The sequence below is a fragment of the Halomonas sp. JS92-SW72 genome (assembly GCF_003547075.1).
In the GTDB taxonomy this organism is placed as follows: Bacteria; Pseudomonadota; Gammaproteobacteria; order Pseudomonadales; family Halomonadaceae; genus Halomonas; species Halomonas alkalicola.
The window spans coordinates 1710960-1734791 of sequence record NZ_CP032147.1 but is presented as its reverse complement, the minus strand read 5'-3'; the positions used below and the strand labels follow the sequence as shown (position 1 = coordinate 1734791).

The window sequence follows — 23832 nt, the reverse complement described above, 5'->3', positions numbered from 1 at the left end:
TTTGATTCGAGGCGCTTATGATAGCGTGTCTTCTGACCCTGATGCGGAGAGCTTGCGTTGCACGAACTGGTCTTCGAATCCACGCCGGCCCTGCTGCTTTCTGCCTTTGCGCTGATCAGCAGCCTGCTGGCCATGGCGCTGGCCTACTTCCTGTTTGCCAGGCATCGCGCGCGCGTATCGCCGGCCGTGAACGAGGCGACACCCCAGCCTGAACAGGCCGATAAGCCCGCCGAAGCCGATGCCGATGCTCTCCCTCGCACACCGGCGAGTGGCCAGGCGGTGACCGCGCACTCACTCTTCGTGATCTTCCCCACGCCAGATAGCGAGACCCGACAGGCCATCGTCACATGGCTGCGCCGGATCGAGGCGCGCTACGACAGCGTGCTCGAGGTCTACAGCGTGCCCGGCCAGCAGCCCGCCAACCCGATCAAGGTCGCCAATGCCTTCCCGCCCGGCACCCTGCCGGATCTCCTTGGAGAGGAGGGTGGCGATGGCTTTGAGCTTCGCGGCCTGAGCCTGCTGGTGAAGCCGCCGCTGCGGCGCAGCCGCAACCAGCAGATGCACGTCTTTATCGAGCTTGCCAGGGAGCTCGAGGCACTCGGCGGCGAGGTGCTCGATGCCGACCGTCAGCCGGCCACCGAGCAGACCTACGAGCGCATTCTGGGCTGACCCGCGCCAGGCCTTATACCCCAGGGCCCGCTCGATGCCCTCGTTTCCGAGATGGCCACGAGCCGGTATGCTCGCGGGATGATGCCGAAGAGGGCCGGGGAGGATGATGACGCTGGATGTGGTGCTGTCGCTCTCGCCAGCGGCGTGCCGGGCCTACTACGAGGCGCGTGCCGAGCAGGTTCGCGCCTGGAGCACCGACGGGCGACGGGTGGCCTTTCCGGCCGTGGCGCTGCGCCGAGTGGTGACCCGGGAAGGCGTGCATGGCATCTATCGCCTGAGGGTCTCGGATCAGGGCAAGCTGCTGGAGATCACGCGGCAGGCGGATCTCCGCTGACGTGATAACATGCCGGTAACAATAGCCTTACAACATCCGTGTCAGGAGCTCACCCATGGTGCCTGGAACCTTGCTGCGTCGCTTGCTTGTCGTGTTATCGGTCGCGCTGCTGTGTCTTGCCGGAACGGCCGCCTCGGCGTCGCCGGAGTTCGTCATCCTCAAGCAGGGCCAGCAGGAGAGCCGCCTCTCCGTGGAGGAGCTGCGTCAGCGTGCCGACCTGCGCTTCTCGTTCTACGACCCTTACCTGGCGGACGAGGTGGAGATCACCGGCCTGGTGTTTCGCGACCTGCTCAAGGAAGCGTTCGGCGAGGTGCCGGCGCAGCTGCGCTTCACCGCCTGGGATGACTACGACGTCACCCTGGGAGGCTGGGACGATCCGAACTGGATCCTGGTGACCCATCACGACGGTGAGCCGCTCACCCTTCGCCAGCGCGGTCCGTTGCGTCTGGTGGAGCGCGACTACGGCAGCCGCGATCCCGGCAACCTGCGCAACTTCAACGACTGGATCTGGATGATTCGCGAGGTCGAAGCGCTGCCATGAGTCGGCCTCTGCGCTGGCGTCGCCATCTGGGGTGGCTGTGGCTCAGCGTGATGAGCTTCACCGCCCTGATGCTGCTGATCACCTACGAGACGCGCTGGGTGCACCCCGACATCAACGCCTACTTCAGCCAGTCCGGCAACCTCACCGGTCAGCAGCTCGCCACGCGCTCCCGCCGCTACCTGGAGGAGAGCCTCGGCCTGCTGCTGGAGGAGGGCGACAGCGCCGCCGCCCGCGAACGAGCCGGCTTCCAGGTCGACCTGGGCTACAGCCTCTTCGATATCGGCCTCTATCGAAACGAGTATGCCTGCACGCTGCCGAGCCTGGCGCGGCTGGACGAGCTGCAGCGCCGACTGACGCGCGGTGAGGCCCTGCCGCCGTCGTCTTTGAGCGAGCACCTGCTGGGGCCGATCCGCTGCCTGACCGAGATCGAGATGGATCAGCTCGACCGCCGCGGCAAGGTGACCAACGAGTTCGTGGAGCAGACCCGTCGCCACCAGACCCAGGTGCTGGTGGGCAGCCTGCTGATCTACCTGCTGGGGCTGGTCTTCTGGTGGATGCATGAGCGCCGGCGTCGCCAGGCCGAGCGGGCCAGCCGCGATAGCCTGCGCTGGATGGCCCAGGCGCTGCGTGACCCGCTCACCGGTATCGGCAACCGCAGCGCCCTGCACGATGACGTGATGGCCGACCAGGGCCGCGCCCTGGGGCTTGTCCTGATCGATATCGACTACTTCAAGCAGTACAACGACACCCTCGGCCACCCGGATGGAGACCGCCTGCTGCGCGAGCTGGTGGAGCTGATCGACGCGGCCCTGGGCCGGCGGGCCAGGCTCTATCGCATGGGCGGCGACGAGTTCGCCGCCCTGCTGCCCGGTGAGGGCGAGGCCATCCTGGAGCGCGCCTGCCAGGACCTGATCGACGCGGTTCACCGGGCGGCGCTGCCCCATCCGGGCCACCCAGCCGGTGACTGGGTGACGCTCAGCCTGGGGGCGGTCCACTTCACTGCCAGCCGTGACGGCTTCTCGGGCGCCTATGCCGCGGCCGACCAGGCTCTCTATCACGTCAAGGCAAACGGCCGCGATGGCTGGCGGCTCGGCAGCGACGTCTCCTCTCCCGCCTGAGGAGAGGCACTCCCGTTCAGCGGCGCCCTGCGAACCGGCCGAGCGTCGGCCGGTCGATTATCAGCCGGTCTGTGCCAGCCGTGCGGCCGATGTCGGCCTGGCCAGCCGGAAGGTGCCCACCGCGGCCAGCAGGCTGCTGGCCGTTTGCGCCAGCCGTTCGGCATTGGCCTGGGAGGCATGGAGGGCCTGGCGCGAGGCCTGCAGGGCGGCCTGCATCTCCAGCACGCTGCCCTCCAGCTCCTCGATCCCCAGATGCTGCTCGCGGCTGGCGCCGTCGATCTCCACCAGCCGTGCCGCCACCTGGTCGAAGGCGCCGAGCACCTCGGCCATGGCGTCGCTGGCGGTGCGGGTGCGCTGCGCCCCCGCCTGGACGCTCTCGCCGGTCTCGTGGATGCGCCGGCGAATGCTCTCGGCGATCTCGCTGGTGTGCTGGGAGAGCTGGCGGACCTCGCCGGCGACCACCGCGAAGCCGCGCCCCTGATCGCCGGCCCGGGCCGCTTCCACCGAGGCGTTGAGCGCCAGCAGGTTGGTCTGGAAGGTGATCTGGTCGATGTCGCCGAGCAGGGAGGCGATGCCGGCGGCGTCGCCCTCCAGCCGGGTCATGGCGCTGCCCAGCGCTTCCACTTCCTGCTGGCCATGCCGGGCATGGCGCGCGGCCGCTTCGGCGAGCTCGCGTACCCGGGCGGCTTCGCTGGCGCTCTCGCGCGTGGTGGCGCTGAGCTGAGTGGCGCTGGCCGAGACCCGGGCCACCTGGCCGGCATTGCGCTCGGCCTGCTCGCCGAGTTCGGCCTGGCTGCTGGCCAGGGCATCGCCCAGGTCGCCGACCTCGCTGGCCGTCGCCCGCACCTGATGGAGGGTGCTCGCGACCCGCTGCTGCATGGTCTCGATGGCGGCAAGCGTCGGCCGGCCGAGGTCGCGCCGGGTGAAGACATCGTCCAGGCGACCCTGGCCGGCGCGGGCGGCAAAGGCGGCGACGCGCAGGCCATCCTGGAGCTGGCCGCGCAGGACGAGAGAGAGGTAGCCCAGGATCAGCGCCTGGGCCACCACCGCGCCCCCGTGCTGGAGCAGACAGACCAGCAGGGCCGCGCCGGCATGCTCCTCATGCTCGCCGAGCCCCGCATAGAGGCTTGCCAGGCCAAGGGCCTGCAGCCAGGTGAAGAGCGCATGGTGGAGCGCGATGACCCCGGCGCCGACGGCAATCACCCGCCAGTCGCTGTAGAGGATAAGGGCGGAGAGCATGATGAAGATGCTGAAGTGGGCCTCGATCAGGCCGCCGCTCTGCTCGATCAGCAGAGCGGCGAGCGCCATGTAGAGGAAGGCCTTGGCGAAACCGTTGGCCGGGTGTCCCGGCAGCCGCCACTGCAGCAGGGCAATGGGAGGGAGTATGACTACCGCGACCCCCAGGGCCAGCGGCCATGTGCCGTTGGTGAAGCCCAGCGTCAGGCACAGCACCAGCAGCAGCAGGGCGGGCATCCACATCAGGCGGTCGATGCGCCGGTAGTGCTCCGAAGCGTGCCGAGAGGCCTCGGCGGTCTCGGGGTAGGCGTTGGCAGTGGCGTCGGTGCGGGGCATCCGGAGCATCCTTCTGTGAGAGGGGGAGGCCTGGGCGTCATGGCTGGCCTCCTTCCTGCTATCGGCCGATATCGGGAAACCTTTAGCCGGCCTGTCGATGAATATAACTCCTGTACAAGTATTCGTCGCCGTTGTTTGCGGCAGGCTCAAGTTTCCGGCCTGATGGCCGATAGCACCGAGGGAGCCATCGGGCACGGGCCATGGTGTGACGAGAGCAGGCAGGGACAGGGATGACGGGAGCAGACGACGGCTACGTGCGGGTGACGATGCCCGCCGAGATGGAAGAGATGCTGTTACGGCTCAGCCAGCCGGGGGGGGCCTCGCTGCAACTCGATGCCGAGGCGAGTCACCCGTTTCCGGTGCTGGTGGTGGAGCAGGTGCCGGGCGAGCACCTGTGGCTCGATATCAGTGCCATTCGTGAGGTTGCCCCGGAGCTCAAGCGCGGCACGGCGTTCCGCCTGCTGGGGCAGAGCCGTGACCAGATGCTGCGCACGCCGCCATTGGCGATGAGCGAGTGCCAGGAGCAGGGGGGCCGCCTGCTGTGCCGCTGCCCTTACCCCACCAGCCTCGAGGTGCTGCAGCGGCGCGCCTCCTTCCGCGCCCGCCTGCGCCTCGGCATGGAGGTGGGGGCCATCGTGCGTGGCGACGACAGCGAGACATCGCTGCAGGGGGATCTGAAGGATCTCTCCCTGGAGGGGTGTCAGCTGGAGCTGCCGCTGTCGGGGGCCGGTTTCCTGGCCGATGCCGACCTGGTGGAGATCGAGCTCTGCTTCCTCAACGGCACGCGCTTTGTGATTCCTGCCAAGCCCCGCCACCGCCAGGCGGACCCCGAGCGCCAGGCGCTGCGCGTCGGCATGCAGTTCGTGGCGCCGAGCGGTGACCAGGAGCGTCAGCTCTGGCACTTCGTGCGCGAGATCGAGCGGGAGTCTACCCGCCAGGGGGAGGGCAGCGAGAGCTCGCTGCTGCCGTCGCTGCTGTTCCAGACCGATCTGACCGCCCCTGCCCCGGTGAGCCGGCGCAACGTCTCCCCCTATGCCACCCCCATGGCCAGGCGGCTGGCACGCATCGCCGGCTACCTGGATGCCCAGCTGCTCGAGATCAAGCAGGGCGGCCGCCTCGATTCCGTCCAGCTCTCGAGCTTTGCCGACCGCCTGCTGGGGCTGCATGCCGAAGATCGCGAGGCGCTGCTGTTTGCCACCTGCTGCCTCTACAACGAGCCGCTGCTGGTGCGCCACGGCCTGGGGGTGGCCGTGCACCTGCTCGATCTCGCCTCTACCGGGCCGCTGCCGCGCGATGTGCGCAAGGCGCTGGTCGCCTGCGCCATGGTGCACGACCTCGGCAAGGCGCTGCTCCCGGCCGAGCTTCTGGAGGCAAGGGACTGGGGCGCGCCCCAACGCGAGGCGCTCGCCGCCCACGTCGAGGTGATACGTGAGCGCCTGGGGGCCTGCCACTGGCTCGCTTCGGGGGTGGTGCAGGCGGTGGTGATGCGAATCAACGAGCGCCTGGATGGCAGCGGCTACCCGGAAGGGCTCTCCGGGGAGCAGCTCGGCGAGCTGACGCGGCTGGCCAGCGTGGTGGATGTGGTGGAGGCCATGCGGCGTGACCGCCCCGACCGGCCGGCCTGGGCGATCAGCGATATCTATCGCCACCTGCTCAGCCACCCCGGCCAGTTCGATGCCCGCTGGGTGAAGCGCTACCTCAAGCACTTCGGTGTCATGCCGATCGGTACCCTGGTGCGCTTCCCCGGGGGCGAGCTGGGCTGGGTGCAGCGCCTGGATGGCATGGGGCGCCTGGCTCAGATCCAGCTGACCGAGCGGGCCGAAGCGCCCGGAGAGGCGCTGGGCGAGGTGCTGCGTGGCGAGCGTCTCGAGCGGCTGGGCGAGGTCGCCGAGGTGCTGGCGGTCTCCTGCTGACGCCACCTCGCTTCGCCCTCTCCGCCGGCGCACGCTAAAGTCTCCTTACCCCGGGCCGATAGAGGAATATATCCACCTGATCGCGGGCTATTCATGGCCTCGGCGGGTGCCAAGGGTGTCACACTGAGTGTCATGATGCGGTGCAAGATCGGCCATCGCATGCGGATCAGAGGAGAAAACGATGAGTGCCATACGTGGAGCCGCCGCCTACGGCCGAGGTGCCAGCGCCTATGCCCGGGTCGGCGTGGAGAGCGGCGTGATGTCGGCAAGCCCCCATCAGCTGATCCTGATGCTCTTCGACGGGGCCCTGGCGGCGATGCGTGCGGCGCGCATTCATATGGAAGCCGGCAATACCGCGGAGAAGGGGCAGTCCATCTCCAAGGCGCTGGACATCGTCAACAACGGCCTGGCGGCCGCCCTGGACACCGAGAAGGGCGGTGAGGTGGCCGAGCGGCTGGGGTCGCTCTACGACTACATCGCCCGCCTGCTGCTGGCCGCCAACTTGCACAACGACGCGCAGAGCCTGACCCAGGCCGAGTCCCTGCTCGAGAACGTGGCCTCCGCCTGGCGCGACATCGGCGGCCAGGCGGGGCGCGAATGAGTGCTCACCTGCGGGGCGATGCCGGCGATGCTAGAGCGCCTGTCGATCGCCAGGCGCTGCTGCTGGCGGCCTACGAGTCGCTGATGCACGCCTCGCGGCGCATACTGCTCTCGGCCGAGGCCGGCGACTGGGAGGCGCTGATCGAGCAGGAGGCCGACTACCTGGTCAGGGTCGAGCGCATCAAGCGCATGGATGCGCAGCAGCCGCTGGATGATGGGGCAGCCTCCCGCAAGGCGGCGCTGCTCGAACAGATCCTCGAGCAGGACCTGGAGATTCGCCGGCGGCTCGTCGAGCGGCGCGAGGAGCTCGGTCGCCTGATCGGCAGTTCTCGGCGGCAGCAGGCCCTGTCACGCGCCTATGGCCCTCTGCAGGGGGGCATGCCCATTGACGCGGCACACCGGTTCGGTCCGCCGGAGCCGTGAGCGGCATCAACTCGCTGATCGATACCGTTCTGCACCAGGTGCTGGGCAAGCGGATCGACACCGCGCCACCGCGTGACCTCAACGAGCCGGTGCGGCCGATCTCTCCCTCCGAGGCCCCCCGCGCCCTGCACAGCGATTCGCGCCTGGATGCCAGGTCGCGCTCTGCGCTGGTCGTGGAACCTCAGCGCCCCGGTCGCGAAGGGGCGGCCCCCCCTCCCGCCGCGCGGCCAGGTGGCGAGCCATCGCCACCGTCCTCTACCCAGACCCACTTCACCCCCGCGGCGCGCTCCATTGCCGATGTGCTGCTGCGCTTCCCGGCGCCGCCATCGGCGCTCCGGCCAGCGGCTCCGCTGGTGGCGACCTCGGAGCCGGCGACCCCGGCGCTCACGGCCGAGCGGCTGCAGCTCAGCGTGCGCGACAGCGGGCTCTTCTATGAATCGCACCTCAACCGCTGGTATCGGGGCGAGATGCCCCGGGAGCAGCTGCTGCGCGAGCCCCAGAACCTGCTGCGTCCGCCGGGCTTCGTGCCGGCGGCGCCCGCTCCGGGGCGTGCCGGCGTCTCCCCGCAGGGCCAGGCGGCGAGGGCAGAGCCGCCAAGCCTGCGCCTCCAGACCTTCGAGCCGGCGGCGCCATCGCTGCGTCGTGACCTGATGTCGCCGCTGACCCCGGCCCGCAGCCCGGAGCCGCCGGAACGCCAGGTCGCCTCCGGGCGCGACGCCCCCCTGCCGGCCGTTCGTGAGCCGGTGCAGGAGAGCCTGCAGGGGATCGTGCGCCAGCAGCTGGAGATGCTGGTGACGCCGGTGCTGCGCTGGGAGGGCGACGTCTGGACGGGGCTCTTCATGGCGCTGGTGCTGCAGGTACCCGTGGCCGAGCGGGAGGCGCCCTCCGAGGAAAAGGGAGACCGGGAGCGCGAGGAGCAGGAGGCGTGGCGCAGCGCGATGACGCTGCAGGTGGCGGGCTTCGGCGAGGTGCAGGTATCGCTGTGGCTGACGGGCACCCGCCTCGACCTTGGCCTCTCGGCCCCTGAACCGGACGTTCGCCAGACGCTGGCGCGAGGACTCGACCGGCTCGAAGGCAGGCTGTCGGCGCTGGGGCTTGCGGAGGTGAGGGTGCGGCTGCTCGAGGAGGTGCCGCATGGTTGAGCGCGAGGGACTGCCACGACGCCGGGCCGTGGCCCTGGCCTACCGGGAGGGCGATGACGCGCCGCGGGTGATCGCCAAGGGCTATGGCGAGCTCGCCGAGCGGATCATGGCGGAGGCGCGACGGCAGGGCATTCACGTGCATGACGCGCCGGAGCTGGTCGGGCTGCTGATGGGGCTCGACCTGGATGAGCGGATTCCCCCTGCGCTCTACCAGGTGATCGCCGAGCTGCTGACATGGGTCGGAGAGCTGGCTGAGGAAGCCAGAACATAAGTTAATATTTGTAAAAAATTGTCGATTTAAAGTAAAATGCCAAAGTAAACCTTGTTGTTGAACTGACACAGTATGAGATTTGCCATTCCAGAAGGATGATTTTCATCACCTTTTTTTCTGTATTGATCTGCGTCAATTTTCCATCGCTATTTAGTAATTTGCTGACCTATTGCATCCCCGCCGTATTTCCCCAGAATCAACGTTGAACTGAAGAGGAGCCTTGCCCGCTCAGCCGGGCACTCCAAACCGTCAAGCCTGCCGGTCCTCGAGAAGCATCTTGAGTGCGAGAGGTGGGTGACAAGAAGAAAAGCCGCGGCAATCCCCTGGCGCGGCAACAACTTGGCGTAGGGAACCATGCAACATACCGACCTGCTGGACGAGATCGAGGAGATCAATCTCGCCTACCTGCTGCTGGCGCAGCGGATGCTGCTTGCCGACCGTGTCTCGGCCATGTTCCGTCTCAAGATCGACGATGAGATGGCGGACCTGCTGCTGGCGCTGAGCTCCCGGCAGCTGGCGCGGCTGGCGCGAACCAATCAGCTGCTCTGCCATTTCGGCCACGGCAGCGCGGACCAGCTTCGCCAGATCGTCGGCAACCCCCGCGACCAGGGGCAGGACCGCTTCCACGCCTCCCTGCTGATGGCCTCGCGTACGCGGCTGTCGCTGGCCGCTGGCGAGGGGGCCTGAGCCATGTCCCAGAAGAGTCTTGTCGATGAGATGCAGCAGGTGCAGCTGGCCATCGAGCTGATCGAGCTCGGCGCTCGCCTGCAGGTGCTGGAGACCGAGACCGAGATCAGCCGTGCCAAGCTGATTCGCCTCTACAAGGAGGTGCGCGGCATGTCGCCCCCCAAGGGGATGCTGCCGTTCTCCGCCGACTGGTTCATCACCTGGCTGCCCAACATTCACTCCTCGCTGTTCTACAACATCTACCTGCGGCTGCGGGAAGATCAGGGCTGCGAGCGGATGGAGGCCTTCGTCACGGCCTTCCGGCTCTATCAGGAGCAGGTGAAGCTCGATGGCGCGGAGACGGTGCTGGGCCTGACCCGGGCCTGGACGCTGCTGCGCTTCTTCGAGAGCGACCTGCTGCAGCTCTCCGAGTGCACGCGCTGCTCCGGCCACTTCGTGGCCCATGCCCACAGCCCCACCCATGACTATGTGTGCGGCATCTGCCAGCCGCCCTCACGGGCGGGCAAGACCCGCAAGCGCCAGGCCGCCAGCGCCGAGGCATCGAAACAGGTTCGTCGCGTCTCCTGAGGCGCCGGCGCCCGCCTGGCCCCCCCCCTCCCTACGCTCGACCGCGCGCTCACACCGAGCTGCGCGGTTTTTTCTGGGTATCGCTCAAGTCCCGCGCAGGGTGGCCGATAAGGCGAGTATGACGTCTCGGTTGCTTCGCCGCTGGTGGCAGGGCCGAGCCGGGGCGTACGACGGGCTGAGCGAAGGAAGTGGGCAGTGCTGATACCTCTTGGATATATCGTTGTCATTGTCTGCGTGTTCGGCGGCTTCGTGCTGGCCGGCGGCAGCCTCGGGCCCATCTTTCAGCCCCTCGAGCTGCTGATGATCGGCGGCGCGGGGGTGGGGGCCTTCATCGCCGCCAACAACGGCAAGGCGATCAAGGCGACCTTCCGGGTCTTCTCCAAGCTCAAGCGCGCCAACCGCTATGACAAGGCCTTCTACATGGAGCTGATGGGGCTGCAGTACAAGATCCTCGCCAAGATTCGCCGCGAGGGCATGCTGGGCATCGAGCGCGATATCGACGCTCCCCAGGAGAGCGCGCTCTTCAACGACTACCCGCGGCTGCTTTCCGACCCCATGGTGATGAACTTCCTCACCGACTACCTGCGCATCATGGTGAGCGGCAGCATGGAGCCCATGGAGCTCGATGAGCTGATGCTCCATGAGATCGAGGCCTTCGAGGCCGAGGTGCATATTCCGGCGGATGCCATCGCCAAGGTGGGGGATGCCATGCCGGCCTTCGGCATCGTGGCGGCGGTGCTGGGCGTGGTAAAGGCGCTCACCTACGCCGATGCCGGCCCCGACGAGATGGGGCAGATGATCGCCCACGCCCTGGTGGGCACCTTCCTCGGCATCCTGCTGGGCTACGGCTTCATCAACCCGGTGGCGAGCCGCATCGAGCGCCAGGCCAAGGAGGCGGAGAAGGTGCTGCAGTGCATGCGGGTGACGCTGCTGGCCAGTCTCCACGGCTACGCCCCCCAGATGGCCGTGGAGTTCGGCCGCAAGGCGCTGCATACCGCCGAGCGGCCGAGCTTCCGGGAGCTGGAGGATCACGTGCGTAGCGCCAAGTCGGAGTCCGCCGGGGCATGAGCACGGGAGAGGCGCGCCGCCCGATCGTCATCCGCCGCAAGAAGGTGGTGTACCGCCACCATGGCGGCAGCTGGAAGATCGCCCTGGCCGACTTCATGACGGCGCTGATGGCGCTGTTCCTGGTGATGTGGATCCTGTCGGTGGCAAGCCCGGAGCAGCGCGAGGGCGTCGCCGAGTATTTCCGCACCCCGCTGGTCACCGCCATCACCGGCGGCAGCGGCTCGGCCCAGACCAGCAACGTGATTCCGGGCGGCGGGCCCGACCCGGTCCACTCGGAGGGCGAGCGGGCGCGCCTCGACATGCGGGCCCAGACCCGCCCCAGCGATGTGCAGCGCAACTTCTTCACCGACCTGCAGCGGCGCATCGAGTCGGCGCTCCAGGAGGATCCCGAGCTGCGCCATCTGCGCAGCCAGATGCGCTTCGACATGACCCGCGAGGGGCTGCGCATCCAGCTGCTGGATACCGACCAGCGCCCGATGTTCGACGTGGGCAGCGACCGGGTCGCCCCCTACATGCGCAACCTGCTGCGCACCATGGCGCCGCTGCTCAACGAGCTGGACAACGACCTGAGCATCGGCGGCCATACGGACAGCACGCCGTTCGCCGGGGGCTATCGCGGCTACAGCAACTGGGAGCTCTCCAACGATCGCGCCAACGCCTCGCGCCGTGAGCTGGTGGCCGGGGGCTTCGACTCCGGCAAGCTGCTGCGCGTCTCGGGCTTCGCCGACCGGGTGCCGCTGCCGGACCTCGAGCCGCAGGACCCCGCCAATCGGCGCATCGAGCTGCTGCTGCTGTTCCCGGATGTGAGCGAACAGATTCGCTCTCCCTCCCTGATCAACGGACCCGGGATGCCGTCACCGGCCGCCCGCCTGGGCGGCGAGGTCGACCTGGCGCCGGTGGAGGCCTTCCAGCAGAGCCTGCGTCAGGCCCTGGGCGGTGAGGCCGGCCCCGGCGCGACGCCATAACGAGGAGAAGGACACGCGATGGATATCACCGATTTCTATGACACCTTCTTCGAGGAGGCCGAAGAGCTGCTGGCGGACATGGAGCGCCACCTGCTGGAGCTCGACGTGGAAGCGCCGGACGCCGAGCAGCTCAACGCCATCTTCCGGGCGGCCCACTCCATCAAGGGCGGCGCGGGGACCTTCGGCTTCGAGGTGCTGCAGAAGACGACCCATCTGTTCGAGAACCTCCTCGACCACACCCGCAAGGGCGAGCTGCGCCTGCGCCGGGACATCGTCGATACCTTCCTGGAAACCAAGGACATGCTCAACGACCAGCTCGGCGCCTACCGCAACGGTGAAGACCCCGACCAGGCCGCTTTCGAGCGCATCTGCGCCATTCTGCAGCAGCTGGCGCGAGAGGAGATCGACCAGGGCCTGGCGGGCGGTGCGCCCGCCAGCCCGGCACCCGCCGTGGAGCCCGCGGCCGAAGCGGAGGCGCCGGCATGGGGGGGTGTCCCCGATTCAAGCGCCGATTCAAGCGGCTGTCTGGTGGTGGCCCTGCTGGGGGTGAGCGACGAGAACCGTGCGCTGCTCATCGAGGAGCTCGGCCAGCTGGGTGAGGTGAAGGCCCAGGGCGGCGGTCAGGCGCGCTACGAGGTGCTGCTGGCGACCACGGCGAGCCCGGACGACATCGAGGCGGTGATGTGCTTCATCATCGAGCCCGACGAGATCGAGGTCACGCCGGCCGTCGCTTCGGCCGAGGAGGCGGTCGCCGAAGTACCGGCCGGTGATGCCGTCGCGCCGGCCCCGGCCGAGCCACCGGCACCCTCTCCCTCGCCGGCGCCCGCTCCCCCCCAGCAGCAGGCCGTGGCCGAGGCAGCCGCCAAGGCCAAGCCGAAGCCCAAGGCCAGCGAGACGTCGTCGATCCGCGTCTCGGTGGAGAAGGTCGACCAGATCATCAATCTGGTGGGCGAGCTGATCATCACCCAGTCCATGCTCGACCAGACCGTGAGCCAGCTCGACGGGGTCGGCAATGGCGCGCTGCTCAATGGCATGAGCCTCTTGCAGCGCAACGCCCGGGACCTTCAGGAAGCGGTGATGTCGATCCGCATGATTCCCATGGACTTCGTCTTCAGCCGCTTCCCCCGCGTAGTGCGCGAGACCTCCGCCAAGCTCGGCAAGGAGATCGAGCTGATCACCGAGGGGGAGTCCACCGAGCTCGACAAGAGCCTTACCGAACGGATCATCGATCCCCTGACCCACCTGGTGCGCAACAGCCTCGACCACGGCATCGAGCCCCCCGAGGTGCGCGAGGCGGCGGGCAAGCCGCGCAGCGGCAGGCTGACGCTCTCGGCCCGCCATCAGGGCGGCAACATCATCATCGAGGTGATCGACGATGGCGCCGGCCTCAATCGCGACCGGCTGCTGGCCAAGGCGCGGGAGAGCGGTCTGGCCGTTTCCGACACCATGCCCGACGACGAGGTGTGGCAGCTGATCTTCGCCCCCGGCTTCTCCACCGCCAAGGAGGTGACCGACGTCTCCGGCCGCGGCGTGGGCATGGACGTGGTCAAGCGCAACATCCAGGGCATGGGGGGGCATGTGCAGATCATGTCCCGGGCGGGCGAAGGCACCACCATTCGCATCCTGCTGCCGCTGACCCTGGCGATCCTCGACGGCATGTCGATCCGGGTCGGAGAGGAGGTCTTCATCCTGCCGCTCACCGCGGTGCTGGAGTCCCTGCAGCCGGCTCGCGAGGATCTCTACGCCATGGCCGGCGACGACGTGGTGCTCAAGGTCCGCGACGAGTACCTGCCGGTGGTGGCGGTGCACGAGGCCTTCGACGTGGCCGGCGCCCGCACCGAGCTCACCGAGACTATTGCCGTGATCGTGCAGGGCGAGGGGCGCCGCTATGCGCTGCTGGTGGATGACCTGATCGGCCAGCAGCAGGTGGTGGTGAAGAACCTCGAGACCAACTATCGCAAGGTGCCAGGCGTCTCGGCCGCCACCATCCTCGGTGACGGCAGCGTGGCGCTGATTCTCGACATTGCCGGCCTGCATCAGCTCAGCCGGTCCAGGAAGCAGGCGCGACATGCCAGCCGCGCCACGCTCTCCGCTACTCCGCTTTCTCTCAAGGAGGTTGACGTCCAATGAACAGCGCGACCCATCAGGCGGCCCTGTCCGCCGAGGCCAGCAATCAGGAATTTCTGGTGTTCTCCCTGGGGGAGGAGGAGTACGCCGTCGATATCCTCAAGGTGCAGGAGATCCGCGGCTACGAGAACGTGACCCGCATCGCCAATGCGCCGGAGTTCATCAAGGGGGTGACCAACCTGCGCGGCGTGATCGTGCCGATCGTCGACCTGCGCATCAAGTTCCACCTCGAGCGGGTGGAGTACGGCGGCCAGACCGTGGTGATCGTGGTCAATGTCGCCGACCGTGTCGTCGGCATCGTGGTGGATGGCGTCTCCGATGTCATGACCCTCACCCCGGAGCAGATCAAGCCGGCGCCGGAGTTCGGGGTCACCCTCTCCTCCGATTTCCTGAGCGGCCTGGGCAGCCTGGATGACCGCATGCTGGTGCTGGTGGACATCGACAAGCTGCTGACCAGCGAGGAGATGGCGCTGGTGGAGAAGGCCGCCGACTGAGACCCGGGCCGGCGCGCCGAGAACACCCATAACAAGCACGATCGAGGGCAACATGCAGGGACTGTCGACGACAAGAAAGCTCTGGGCACTGCTGGGGGTGATCTGGCTGGCCATGCTGCTGCTGGCCGGCTGGGGAGCCTGGGAGACCCGCCAGACCATGCTGGCCGAGCGCAAGGGGGCCCTGGGCGACTATGTCGACATGGCCATGAACGCCGTGGCCGGCCAGGCCGAGCGCCTCGCCGCCGGCGAGCTCGATGAGGCCGAGGCCAGGGCCCTGGCGGCCGCCATGGTGCGCGACATGACCTACGACCAGGGTCGCGGCTATGTCTATGTCTTCAACGAGGACTATGAACTGCTGGCGCATCCGCGCCTGCCGGTGGGGACCTTCGTCGGCGACTTCCAGAACGAGGAGGGGCGCTACCTGTTCCGCGAGTTCGTGGAGTCGGTGCACCAGGACGACGGCTTCGTCGACTATCTGTGGGCCCACGAAGAGCAGGGCGGCCTGGCAGAGAAGTCCTCCTTCCACGGCTACTACGCCCCCTGGGGCTGGGTGATCGGCACCGGGGTCTATATCGACGACATCGACGCGGCCTTCCTGGGCTCCCTGATCGGCAATCTGCTGTCGCTGCTGGCGGTGGGCCTGCCGCTGACACTGCTGATGGGCCTGGTGATCCGTGATATCTCCCGGCGCCTGGGCGGCGATCCCCGCTATGCGGCCGAGGTGGTGCGCCATATCGCCGACGGCGACCTGACCCGCGACGTCCGGCTCACCCGCGCCGAGGGTGAGAGCCTGCTGCACGACATCGATCGGATGCGGGCCAACCTGGCGGCCACCATCGGTGACATCCATCGCAGCGCCGACGAGCTGGGGCAGGCGGTGGACGAGCTCAGTGCCGGCAACGACGAACTGGCCACCCGCACCGAGCAGCAGGCGGCCTCCCTGGCCGAGACCGCCTCGAGCATGGAGCAGCTCACCGCCACGGTGCGGCAGAACGCCGAGCACAGCGACCAGGCTCGCGAGCTCGCCGGCAGCTCGGCCAGCAGCGCCGAGCGGGGCCGGGCGGCGATGAGCAGCGTGGAGGCCTCCATGGCGGCGATCAACGAGAGCGCCAGCCAGATGATCACCATCGTCGACACCATCGATGCCATCGCCTTCCAGACCAATATCCTGGCGCTGAATGCCTCCGTGGAGGCGGCCCGCGCCGGCGAGCACGGCCGCGGATTCGCCGTGGTGGCCGAGGAGGTGCGCAAGCTCGCCAGCCGCAGCGCCGAGGCCGCCCGGGAGATCAAGGGGCTCATCGAGACCTCCGGTACCCAGGTGGCAGAGGGCAGCCGGCGGGTGGAGGAGGCCGGAAGCATCATCGCCGGTATTGCCCGCGAGATCGCAGAGCTCAGCACCCTGGTCGGCGACATCTCCGCGGCCTCCCGGGAGCAGAGCTTCGGCATCGAGCAGGTCAACGAGGCGGTCTCCCAGATGGATCGCATGACCCAGCAGAACTCGGGCCTGGTCGAGGAGCACACCCTGGCCTCCCAGCGCCTGGCGACCCAGAGCCACCGCCTGCGCGAGCACGTGCTGCGCTTCCGCACCGGTGCCGAGCGCCACCGAGCGGTGTTGGAAGAGCCCGCGCCGCTGGTGGAGGCGCCCGCTCGCCCTCGCCCGCTGGCGCTGGCCGAGAGCTGAGACGACGACATCCCGACGCCCCCGGGCGCCAGGGGCGGAGAGCCGGCCGACAGCTGCCGTCCCTCCCGGAACCGCACGGGGCCGTCGTGCCCCGGCCGCAGCAGAGAGAAGGTGGCAGTGTGAAGCGAGTGATAAAGCGAATCTTCGACAACATGACGGTGCGCCTGAGCTGGTTCCTGGTGCTGGGCACCTTCTTCGCCCTGATCCTGGTGCTCAGCGGCCTGGGGCTCTACCTGCTGGCGGTATCCAGCGCGGCCATGACCGACCTGGCGGCCCAGGCCGGCGACGCCGGTGCCCATCACCTGCAGACCTTCGCCGCGCTTTCCGACACCCTGCGCCTGGCCATCCTCGGCGTGCTGGCCGTCGCAGTGTTGACCACCCTGGCGGTGGTCTGGGGCGTCACGGTCAACGTGCTGCGACCGCTGTCGCGGGTGGTGACGCATTTCGACACCATGGCCAAGGGGGATCTCTCGGCGCCCATCGAGCACCTGGGCAACAACGAGATCGGGCGTCTCTACGGCGCCCTGGAGGCGCTGCAGACCAGCCTGGGCAGAACGGTGGGGACCGTGCGCCATGGCAGCGAGGCGATCCACGAGGGCTCCCGACACATCGCCAGCGGCAACCAGGACCTGTCGGCGCGCACCGAGGAGCAGGCGGCCGCCCTGCAGGAGACCGCCGCCAGCATGGAGCAGCTCGCCTCGACGGTGAAGCAGAACGCCGACAATGCGCGCCACGCCAGCCAGCTGGCCGAGGATGCCTCGCGCACCGCCGGCGACGGTGGGCGGGTGGTCGACGAGGTGGTCGCCACCATGCACGAGATCCGCGAGAGCTCCCACCGGGTCAGCGACATCATCAAGGTGATCGACTCCATCGCCTTCCAGACCAACATCCTGGCGCTGAACGCCTCGGTGGAGGCCGCCCGGGCCGGCGAGCAGGGGCGCGGCTTTGCGGTGGTGGCCGGCGAGGTGCGCAACCTGGCCCAGCGATCCGCCGATGCCTCTCGCCAGATTCGTGAATTGATCGAGATCTCGGTGGCCAGGGTGGAGGCCGGCAGCGAGCGCGCCGACCGCGCCGGCAGCACCATGGGCGACATCGTGGCGGCGGTTCAGAAGGTCAGCGACATCATGGACGAGATCGCCGCGGCCTCTGCCGAGCAGAGCAGCGGCATCGATCAGGTCAACCTGGCGGTGGCGCAGATGGATGAGGTCACCCAGCAGAACGCCGCCCTGGTGCAGCAGGCGGCCGCCGTCGCGCACCAGGTGGAGACCCAGGCGGAGCGCCTGAGCCAGGCCGTGGCCGGCTTTCGGCTGGACGGGAAGGTCGCCGGAATGGCCGCCCCCGTCGCGGACGCTGCCGACGGGGCGGAATACGCAGGCGGCGCCAGCCATGATCCCGCCCTGGCCCGCTGGATGCCGGCGCTGATGCCGTCCCCGGCCGGGCGCGACCCCCAGACGAAGGCGCGCGGACGCGCCGGCAGCGATCAGGAGTGGGAATCCTTCTGACCCTGATCGCACCGCCCAACCATCTGTACCGATAACCAGAAGAGCGGTAGCTGCACACCGCTAACCGCCTCGGAGAACACCGCATGCGCGACAACCAGCCAGTAACCGGAAAAGAGTACGAGCTGAAGGACGAGCACTTCCTGATCTCGCGGACCGACCTCAAGGGGCGCATCACCTACGCCAACCCGGCCTTCACCGAGGTCAGTGGATATCGCCACGAGGAGCTGATCGGCTCGCCCCACAACCTGGTGCGCCACCCCGACATGCCGCCCGAGGCCTTCGCCAACCTGTGGGAGACCCTGGCGGCGGGGGAGAGCTGGCGCGGCCTGGTCAAGAACCGGCGCAAGAACGGCGACCACTACTGGGTGGATGCCAGCGTGACCCCGGTCATCGAGGATGGCGAGGTGATGGGCTACGCCTCGATGCGGGTGAAGGCCGACCGCGAGCAGATCGACCGGGCGGAGCTCGCCTACGCCAGGATTCGTGAAGGCAAGGGGCGCCACCTCTATCTGCACAGGGGGCGGCTGCGCCGGCGCGGCGTACTCGGCGCGCTGCGGCGCCTGAACCTCAGCACCGTGCGCGCCCGCATCAGCCTGATGGTCGCCGTGGCGTCATTGATGCTGCTGGTCAGCGGCGGGCTCGGGCTCTATGGCCTGCAGGCTTCGGGGGAGAGGCTCGCCGAGCTCAACCGGGACGGACTCGAGGACGTGGTGCGCCTGCAGCAGGTCGGGCAGCTGGTCAACGAGCCGCCGCAGCGCATGGCCAGCCAGGAGCGCATGGCGCTGCTTGGCCAGCGCCACGAGCTGGCCGAGCAGATCGAGGCGACCGTTGCGCGCGTCGAGGGAATCTGGACCGATTTCATGGCCCGCGAGATCAACCAGGCCCCCGAGACCCGAGACTTCGGCGCCGACCTGAACGCCTACCTGCAGGAGGGGCTGCTGCCCCTGGCCAACGCCCTGACCGGCGAGGCCTTCGACGCCATGATGGCGCTGAACAATCAGGTCACCCCGCTCCAGGAGCAAGCGGTGGCGCTGACCGCCAGCGTCAACCAGCTGATCGAGCGCGAACGCCGCGGTGCGGCGACGATGGCGGCCGCCGCCGAGGCCGGCCAGCGCACCATGCTGCTCGCCCAGGGCGGCGTGCTCGGCGCGGCCCTGCTGCTGCTGCTGGCGCTGGGCATGATGACCCTGCGCGCCGTGACGCGCCCGCTGGATCGGGCCATCGGCTTCACCCTGCAGATCGCCTCGGGCAACCTGGCGGCCAGTGTGCCTCAGCGCGGCCGCGATGAGGTGGGCCGCCTGCTGGGCGCCCTGGACGTGATGCGCAAGAGCCTCGGCAGCATCGTGGGCGACGTGCATGCGGGTATTCAGGTGGTGACGCCGGCCGCACGGGATATCGCCGTGGGCAACGACGACCTCTCCACCCGCACCGAGCAGCAGGCGGCGTCGCTGCAGCAGACCGCCTCCAGCATGGAGGAGATGACCGCCACGGTGCAGCAGAACACCGACAACGCCCGCCAGGCCAGCGGCCTGGCGACCGAGAATGCCGAGCGGGTCCGTGAGACCGGCGAGCTGATGCACCAGGTGGTGGAGACCATGGGGCGCATCACCGAGAGCTCCCGCAAGATGGCCGAGATCATCGATGTGATCGACTCCATCGCCTTCCAGACCAATATCCTGGCCCTCAACGCCTCGGTGGAGGCCGCTCGCGCCGGCGAGCAGGGGCGTGGCTTTGCGGTCGTGGCCAATGAGGTGCGCAACCTGGCCGGGCGTTCCGCCGCTGCCGCGAAGGAGATCCGGACCCTGATCGACGGGGCCGGCAAGGAGATCCAGGCCGGTGCCGCGGTGGTGCAGCGCGCCGAGGGCGCCATCGAGGGGGTGGTAGCCGCGACTACCCGCGTCAACGACATCATGGGCGAGATCTCGGCCGCCTCCCAGGAGCAGAGCGGCGGCATCGGCCAGATCAACCAGGCGGTGGCCGAGATGGACCACGTCACCCAGCAGAATGCCGAGCGGGTGCAGACCATGGCCCGGGCGGCCCTGGATCTGGAGCATCAGGCCGAGCAGCTGGTCATCGCCGTGACCGCCTTCCGCGCGCGCGGCGCCGGCAAGGAGCGCGCCCCGAGCCTGGCCGAGCGGCGCGGGCTGGCGGCACCGAGTGAGCGCGCACCCGCACAGCAGAAGGCACTGCCGCCCGCCGTTGGCAACAATCGCCCGTCCGATATCGAGGAGTGGGAAGCATTTTGAGCGAGTCAAGGGAGCCGGCATCGTTCTCCGCCGGCAACTGGGGCAGTGGAAGCCCCCTCGAGCGTGACCTGGTGCTCACCGCCGAGGACTTCGCGCGTATCCGTCAGCTGATCTACCAGCGGGCGGGGATCGTGCTGGCCGAGCACAAGCGCGAGATGGTCTACAGCCGCCTCGCCAAGCGGCTGCGTCATCATGGCCTGACGCGCTTCAGCGACTATCTGGCGCGCCTGGAGCGCCAGCCGGATGCCCGAGAGTGGGAGGCCTTCACCAATGCCCTGACCACCAACCTCACCGCCTTCTTCCGCGAGTCGCACCACTTCCCGCTGCTCGCCGAGCATGTCCGTGCTCGCCCCGGGCCGATCCGGGTGTGGAGTGCCGCGGCCTCCACCGGCGAGGAGCCCTACTCCATCGCCATGACCCTGAGCGAGGCGCTGGGCAGCCGCGCGGGCGACGCCAGGGTGGTGGCGACGGACATCGACACCGAGGCGCTGGCCCGGGCCGAGGCGGCGATCTACCCCCTGGAGCAGGTGCACAAGCTGGAGGCCGAGCGCATGCGCCGCTTCTTCCAGCGGGGCACCGGCCGGCAGGCGGGCCTGGCGCGGGTCAGGCCGGAGCTGCGCGCCATGGTCGAGTTCTCGCCGCTCAACCTGCTGGCGCCGAGCTGGCCGGTCAGCGGCCCCTTCGATGCGATCTTCTGTCGTAACGTGATGATCTACTTCGACAAGGCGACCCAGGCCAGGATACTGGAGCGCTTCGCGCCGCTGCTGAAGCCGGACGGCCTGCTGTTTGCCGGCCACTCCGAGAACTTCTCCTACATTACCCGCACCCTGCGGCTGCGCGGCCAGACCGTCTACACCCTGGCCCCGGCCGCCGCGGGCGGCAGGCCGACGCCTGACCGCTAAAGTCCGCCGGCCACCGGCCGATACCCCATTCAAGGACCTCTTGCTGCCTGACCCGGGCGGCGAGCCACCTGCTACAGGAGAGCCCTCTTGAGTGCCGCCACGATCAAGGTGCTTTGCGTTGACGACTCAGCGCTGATCCGCGACCTGCTCAGCGAGATCATCAACAGCCAGCCCGACATGGAGGTGGTGGCGGTGGCGCCGGACCCGTTGGTGGCCAGGGATCTGATCAAGCGCCACAACCCCGACGTGCTGACCCTCGACGTCGAGATGCCGCGAATGGATGGCATCGACTTCCTGGAGCGGCTGATGCGCCTGCGGCCGATGCCGGTGCTGATGGTCTCGTCGCTGACCCAGTCCGGCTCCGAGGTCACCCTTCGGGCGCTCGAGCTTGGCGCGCTGGATTTCGTCGCCAAGCCGTCGCTCGGCATCCGCAGCGGCATGCTCGAGTACGCCGAGGAGATCGCCGAGAAGATCCGCGCCGCGGCACGCTCGCGGCCGCGGCGCGCCGCGGCGCGCAACGAGGCACCGCCCCAGCGCCTGACGGCGCCGCTGATGTCGAGCGAGAAGCTCTTGATCATCGGCGCCTCCACCGGGGGCACCGAGGCGATCCGCCGCGTGCTGGAGCCGCTGCCCGCCAACAGCCCGGCCATCATGATTGCCCAGCACATGCCCGGCGGCTTCACTCGCTCCTTCGCCGAGCGCTTAGACCGGCTCTGCCAGATCAGCGTCAAGGAGGCCGAGGACGGCGAGCGGGTGCTGCCCGGACACGCCTATATCGCCCCGGGAGACGCCCACCTCAAGCTGGCACGCAGCGGGGCCAACTATGTGGCCAGGCTCGATCAGGGGCCTCCCGTGAACCGCCATCGCCCCTCGGTCGACGTGCTGTTTCGCTCGGCGGCGGAGCAGGCCGGCCGCAATGCGGTCGGGGTGCTGCTTACCGGCATGGGCAAGGACGGGGCGGCGGGCCTCGTCGAGATGCGCCAGGCCGGCGCGCCCACCATCGCCCAGGATGAGGCGAGCTGCGTGGTCTTCGGCATGCCGCGGGAGGCGATCGCCCTGGGTGGTGCCTCGGAGGTGCTCCCCCTCGAGGAGATCGCCCCGCGCCTACTGGCGCTGGTGGCCTCTTCCGGCCGGGCCCAGCGCGTCTAGCTCCATCACCACGACAGCGACACCCGCAAGATGCATGACCCTCGACAATCATGACGTCCACAGAAGGAAGCATCGAGATGGTTCGTTTCATTCGTAATATCAGCATCCATGCGGCCATGGTGGCCGTGCTGGCCTGCTTCGTGGCCTTCATCGGGGTGATCGCCGGCATGGGGGTGATGGCCGAGCGCAATGCCGGCGCCACCCTGCAGCTGCTCAATCGGATCAGTGCCGAGCAGCTCAACGAGATCAACCGCGGCGATGCGCTGCTGAACGTGGGACGCAACCACCTCGAGATTGCCTCCAACCTGATCATGATCGGCCGGATGGGGGAGGCCAACGGCCACCTCGAGAGCGCCCTGGATCGCCTCGGTCGCGCCGAACAACGGTTCCAGGCGTTCGTGGCGACCCCCAAGACGAACGAGGGTGCCCCCTTGGCAGCGCGGGTCGAGGAACAGTTCACGGCGGTGCTCGACCTGCTGCGACAGCAGCACACCGCACTCGACCAGCTCGACACCACCACCTTCAATCGCCTGCGCGAGGAGCTCGAGGCGCCGGCCGAGGCGCTCGGCGTTGCCATGACCGATTTCGTGGCCTACGGCTTTGCCCGTGCCGACGGGATGGTGGCGGATTTTCGTGACCAGGCCCGGCAGTTCGAGTGGGTCGGTTTGGGCCTGCTGGTGCTGATCGGCCTGCTGGTGGCGGCGATCTATGCGGGCCTGCGCTCGGTTGTCATTCGCCCGCTGGGCGCGGCCGTGCATCATCTCGAGCGCATCGCCCAGGCGGACCTCTCGGCCACCATCGAGGTGAAGGGGCGCAACGAGGTGGGCCGACTGTTCGCCGCCATGCGCGAGATGCAGCAGGGGCTGGCACGGGTAGTGGGTGAAGTGCGCCAGGGCAGCGGCTCGATCCACCTCGGCACCCGGGAGATCGCCTCCGGTAACACGGATCTCTCCTCGCGCACCGAGCAGCAGGCGGCCTCGCTGGAGGAGACCGCGGCCAGCATGGAGCAGTTGACCGCCACGGTGAAGCAGAACGCCGACAACGCCCGTCAGGCCAGCGGTCTGGCCCTTGAGGCTTCCACCACCGCCGAGCGCGGCGGCGAGGTGGTCGATCGCGTGGTGAAGACCATGCACGGGATCTCGGACAGTTCACGCAAGATCGCCGATATCACCGGTGTCATCGATTCCATCGCCTTCCAGACCAATATCCTGGCGCTCAACGCCTCGGTGGAGGCGGCACGGGCGGGGGAGCAGGGCCGCGGCTTCGCGGTGGTGGCCGGCGAGGTGCGCAACCTGGCCAGCCGCAGTGCCGAGGCGGCCAAGGAGATCAAGACGCTCATCGAGAGCTCGGTGGCTCAGGTGCAGGCGGGTTCGAGCCTGGCCGAGAACGCCGGGGACACCATGGACGAGGTGGTCCAGGCGGTCCGCCGGGTCACCGATATCATGGATGAGATCTCGGCGGCCTCCCAGGAGCAGAGCGACGGCATCGAGCAGGTGAGTCAGGCGGTCGGCCAGATGGACCAGGTGACCCAGCAGAACGCCGCCCTGGTGCAGCAGGCCTCGGCGGCCGCCTCCTCCCTGGAGGAGCAGGCGGAGCGCCTCGAGCAGGCCGTGGCGCGCTTCCGCCTGGCCGGCGAGGCCGCGCGGATAGCGAGCGAACCGGCCCCGGAGGCACTCACCCTGCCCGCGCCTGAGACACCGGCGGGTGTGCCGGCACCGAGCCGCCGGCGCAGCGCGCAGCGAGCCGAATCCGCCGAGGAAGAGTGGCAGGAGTTCTGATTCGGCTGCCGCCCGCCGGGCGGCAGGCTCGGCCCGGCCGGCCATCTCGCCGGGCCATACCTTCAACGAGAACATCGCGAATC

Annotated in this window: 22 protein-coding genes; 21 read left to right on the top strand and 1 reads right to left on the bottom strand. The window is 68.7% G+C overall.

The features are described 5' to 3' along the window. Window positions 1-57 precede the first annotated feature (57 nt). The 4 genes from D1793_RS08105 (at window position 58) to D1793_RS08090 (ending at window position 2662) form a co-directional block, all read left to right on the top strand. Window positions 58-669, top strand: coding sequence for a cell division protein ZipA C-terminal FtsZ-binding domain-containing protein (locus D1793_RS08105; protein ID WP_240407799.1), 612 nt, complete (start codon window positions 58-60; stop codon window positions 667-669). A gap of 103 nt (window positions 670-772) precedes the next feature. After that, window positions 773-1003 carry a DUF2835 family protein gene (locus tag D1793_RS08100; RefSeq protein WP_119021708.1) on the top strand — a complete coding sequence of 77 codons (231 nt, stop codon included), beginning with the start codon at window positions 773-775 and terminating at the stop codon, window positions 1001-1003. A 55-nt stretch (window positions 1004-1058) separates the two neighbouring features. Then, a complete protein-coding gene (locus D1793_RS19835; protein WP_240407798.1) occupies window positions 1059-1544 on the top strand; it encodes a hypothetical protein in 486 nt (161 codons plus the stop codon). Continuing rightward, complete coding sequence (locus tag D1793_RS08090) at window positions 1541-2662, top strand: GGDEF domain-containing protein (RefSeq protein WP_240407797.1); 1122 nt, start codon at window positions 1541-1543, stop codon at window positions 2660-2662. Before D1793_RS19835 ends, D1793_RS08090 begins: the two co-directional genes overlap by 4 nt. Window positions 2663-2722: 60 nt before the next feature. On the opposite strand, the gene D1793_RS08085 is transcribed toward D1793_RS08090, so the two are convergent. Further along, entirely contained in the window at window positions 2723-4234 is a 1512-nt protein-coding gene (locus D1793_RS08085) for a methyl-accepting chemotaxis protein (protein ID WP_162899934.1), read from the bottom strand. A 230-nt stretch (window positions 4235-4464) separates the two neighbouring features. On the opposite strand from D1793_RS08085, the gene D1793_RS08080 reads away from it, so the two are divergent. The 17 genes from D1793_RS08080 (at window position 4465) to D1793_RS08000 (ending at window position 23749) form a co-directional block, all read left to right on the top strand. Then, on the top strand, window positions 4465-6147 hold the full coding sequence (locus D1793_RS08080; RefSeq protein ID WP_119021706.1) for an HD domain-containing phosphohydrolase: 1683 nt from the start codon (window positions 4465-4467) through the stop codon (window positions 6145-6147). A 181-nt stretch (window positions 6148-6328) separates the two neighbouring features. After that, window positions 6329-6748, top strand: coding sequence for a flagellar export chaperone FliS (gene fliS / locus D1793_RS08075; RefSeq protein ID WP_119021705.1), 420 nt, complete (start codon window positions 6329-6331; stop codon window positions 6746-6748). Continuing rightward, entirely contained in the window at window positions 6745-7170 is a 426-nt protein-coding gene (locus D1793_RS08070) for a flagellar protein FliT (protein WP_119021704.1), read from the top strand. The genes fliS and D1793_RS08070 overlap by 4 nt, the downstream gene beginning before the upstream one ends. Further along, window positions 7167-8312 carry a flagellar hook-length control protein FliK gene (locus tag D1793_RS08065; RefSeq protein WP_119021703.1) on the top strand — a complete coding sequence of 382 codons (1146 nt, stop codon included), beginning with the start codon at window positions 7167-7169 and terminating at the stop codon, window positions 8310-8312. Before D1793_RS08070 ends, D1793_RS08065 begins: the two co-directional genes overlap by 4 nt. Further along, window positions 8305-8583 (top strand): EscU/YscU/HrcU family type III secretion system export apparatus switch protein, encoded by a 279-nt coding sequence (locus tag D1793_RS08060; protein WP_119021702.1) that lies wholly within the window; start codon window positions 8305-8307, stop codon window positions 8581-8583. Before D1793_RS08065 ends, D1793_RS08060 begins: the two co-directional genes overlap by 8 nt. 354 nt (window positions 8584-8937) lie before the next feature. After that, complete coding sequence (gene flhD / locus D1793_RS08055) at window positions 8938-9270, top strand: flagellar transcriptional regulator FlhD (protein ID WP_119021701.1); 333 nt, start codon at window positions 8938-8940, stop codon at window positions 9268-9270. A 3-nt stretch (window positions 9271-9273) separates the two neighbouring features. Beyond that, window positions 9274-9837, top strand: coding sequence for a flagellar transcriptional regulator FlhC (gene flhC, locus D1793_RS08050; RefSeq protein ID WP_119021700.1), 564 nt, complete (start codon window positions 9274-9276; stop codon window positions 9835-9837). 195 nt (window positions 9838-10032) lie between these two features. After that, window positions 10033-10905: a flagellar motor stator protein MotA gene (gene motA, locus D1793_RS08045; protein ID WP_119021699.1), complete on the top strand. Its 873-nt coding sequence runs from the start codon at window positions 10033-10035 to the stop codon at window positions 10903-10905. Continuing rightward, window positions 10902-11870, top strand: coding sequence for a flagellar motor protein MotB (motB, locus tag D1793_RS08040; RefSeq protein ID WP_119021698.1), 969 nt, complete (start codon window positions 10902-10904; stop codon window positions 11868-11870). The genes motA and motB overlap by 4 nt, the downstream gene beginning before the upstream one ends. Window positions 11871-11888: 18 nt before the next feature. Next, window positions 11889-14000: a chemotaxis protein CheA gene (gene cheA, locus D1793_RS08035; RefSeq protein ID WP_119021697.1), complete on the top strand. Its 2112-nt coding sequence runs from the start codon at window positions 11889-11891 to the stop codon at window positions 13998-14000. Continuing rightward, on the top strand, window positions 13997-14491 hold the full coding sequence (gene cheW / locus D1793_RS08030) for a chemotaxis protein CheW (protein WP_119021696.1): 495 nt from the start codon (window positions 13997-13999) through the stop codon (window positions 14489-14491). The genes cheA and cheW overlap by 4 nt, the downstream gene beginning before the upstream one ends. A gap of 52 nt (window positions 14492-14543) precedes the next feature. Further along, window positions 14544-16172 carry a methyl-accepting chemotaxis protein gene (locus tag D1793_RS08025; protein WP_119021695.1) on the top strand — a complete coding sequence of 543 codons (1629 nt, stop codon included), beginning with the start codon at window positions 14544-14546 and terminating at the stop codon, window positions 16170-16172. 119 nt (window positions 16173-16291) lie between these two features. Further along, window positions 16292-17674, top strand: coding sequence for a methyl-accepting chemotaxis protein (locus D1793_RS08020; protein WP_346426395.1), 1383 nt, complete (start codon window positions 16292-16294; stop codon window positions 17672-17674). Window positions 17675-17757: 83 nt separating this feature from the next. Continuing rightward, complete coding sequence (locus D1793_RS08015) at window positions 17758-19920, top strand: methyl-accepting chemotaxis protein (RefSeq protein ID WP_119021694.1); 2163 nt, start codon at window positions 17758-17760, stop codon at window positions 19918-19920. After that, window positions 19917-20822, top strand: coding sequence for a CheR family methyltransferase (locus D1793_RS08010; protein ID WP_119021693.1), 906 nt, complete (start codon window positions 19917-19919; stop codon window positions 20820-20822). The genes D1793_RS08015 and D1793_RS08010 overlap by 4 nt, the downstream gene beginning before the upstream one ends. A gap of 87 nt (window positions 20823-20909) precedes the next feature. Then, window positions 20910-21971, top strand: a complete 1062-nt coding sequence (locus D1793_RS08005) for a chemotaxis response regulator protein-glutamate methylesterase (protein WP_119021692.1) — start codon at window positions 20910-20912, stop codon at window positions 21969-21971. A 77-nt stretch (window positions 21972-22048) separates the two neighbouring features. Further along, a complete protein-coding gene (locus tag D1793_RS08000) occupies window positions 22049-23749 on the top strand; it encodes a methyl-accepting chemotaxis protein (protein ID WP_119021691.1) in 1701 nt (566 codons plus the stop codon). The last annotated feature ends 83 nt before the right edge of the window (window positions 23750-23832 follow it).

What these genes read in the sequence shown, in the direction of transcription:
- D1793_RS08025 (WP_119021695.1), top strand. Translation starts at nt 14,544, where the DNA reads ATGCAGGGACTGTCGACGACAAGAAAGCTCTGGGCACTGCTGGGGGTG.
- D1793_RS08090 (WP_240407797.1), top strand. Translation starts at nt 1,541, where the DNA reads ATGAGTCGGCCTCTGCGCTGGCGTCGCCATCTGGGGTGGCTGTGGCTC.
- D1793_RS08070 (WP_119021704.1), top strand. Translation starts at nt 6,745, where the DNA reads ATGAGTGCTCACCTGCGGGGCGATGCCGGCGATGCTAGAGCGCCTGTC.
- D1793_RS08015 (WP_119021694.1), top strand. Translation starts at nt 17,758, where the DNA reads ATGCGCGACAACCAGCCAGTAACCGGAAAAGAGTACGAGCTGAAGGAC.
- D1793_RS08080 (WP_119021706.1), top strand. Translation starts at nt 4,465, where the DNA reads ATGACGGGAGCAGACGACGGCTACGTGCGGGTGACGATGCCCGCCGAG.
- cheA (WP_119021697.1), top strand. Translation starts at nt 11,889, where the DNA reads ATGGATATCACCGATTTCTATGACACCTTCTTCGAGGAGGCCGAAGAG.
- D1793_RS08085 (WP_162899934.1), bottom strand. Translation starts at nt 4,234, where the DNA reads ATGCCCCGCACCGACGCCACTGCCAACGCCTACCCCGAGACCGCCGAG.
- fliS (WP_119021705.1), top strand. Translation starts at nt 6,329, where the DNA reads ATGAGTGCCATACGTGGAGCCGCCGCCTACGGCCGAGGTGCCAGCGCC.
- D1793_RS19835 (WP_240407798.1), top strand. Translation starts at nt 1,059, where the DNA reads ATGGTGCCTGGAACCTTGCTGCGTCGCTTGCTTGTCGTGTTATCGGTC.
- cheW (WP_119021696.1), top strand. Translation starts at nt 13,997, where the DNA reads ATGAACAGCGCGACCCATCAGGCGGCCCTGTCCGCCGAGGCCAGCAAT.
- D1793_RS08060 (WP_119021702.1), top strand. Translation starts at nt 8,305, where the DNA reads ATGGTTGAGCGCGAGGGACTGCCACGACGCCGGGCCGTGGCCCTGGCC.
- D1793_RS08000 (WP_119021691.1), top strand. Translation starts at nt 22,049, where the DNA reads ATGGTTCGTTTCATTCGTAATATCAGCATCCATGCGGCCATGGTGGCC.
- flhD (WP_119021701.1), top strand. Translation starts at nt 8,938, where the DNA reads ATGCAACATACCGACCTGCTGGACGAGATCGAGGAGATCAATCTCGCC.
- D1793_RS08100 (WP_119021708.1), top strand. Translation starts at nt 773, where the DNA reads ATGATGACGCTGGATGTGGTGCTGTCGCTCTCGCCAGCGGCGTGCCGG.
- flhC (WP_119021700.1), top strand. Translation starts at nt 9,274, where the DNA reads ATGTCCCAGAAGAGTCTTGTCGATGAGATGCAGCAGGTGCAGCTGGCC.
- motB (WP_119021698.1), top strand. Translation starts at nt 10,902, where the DNA reads ATGAGCACGGGAGAGGCGCGCCGCCCGATCGTCATCCGCCGCAAGAAG.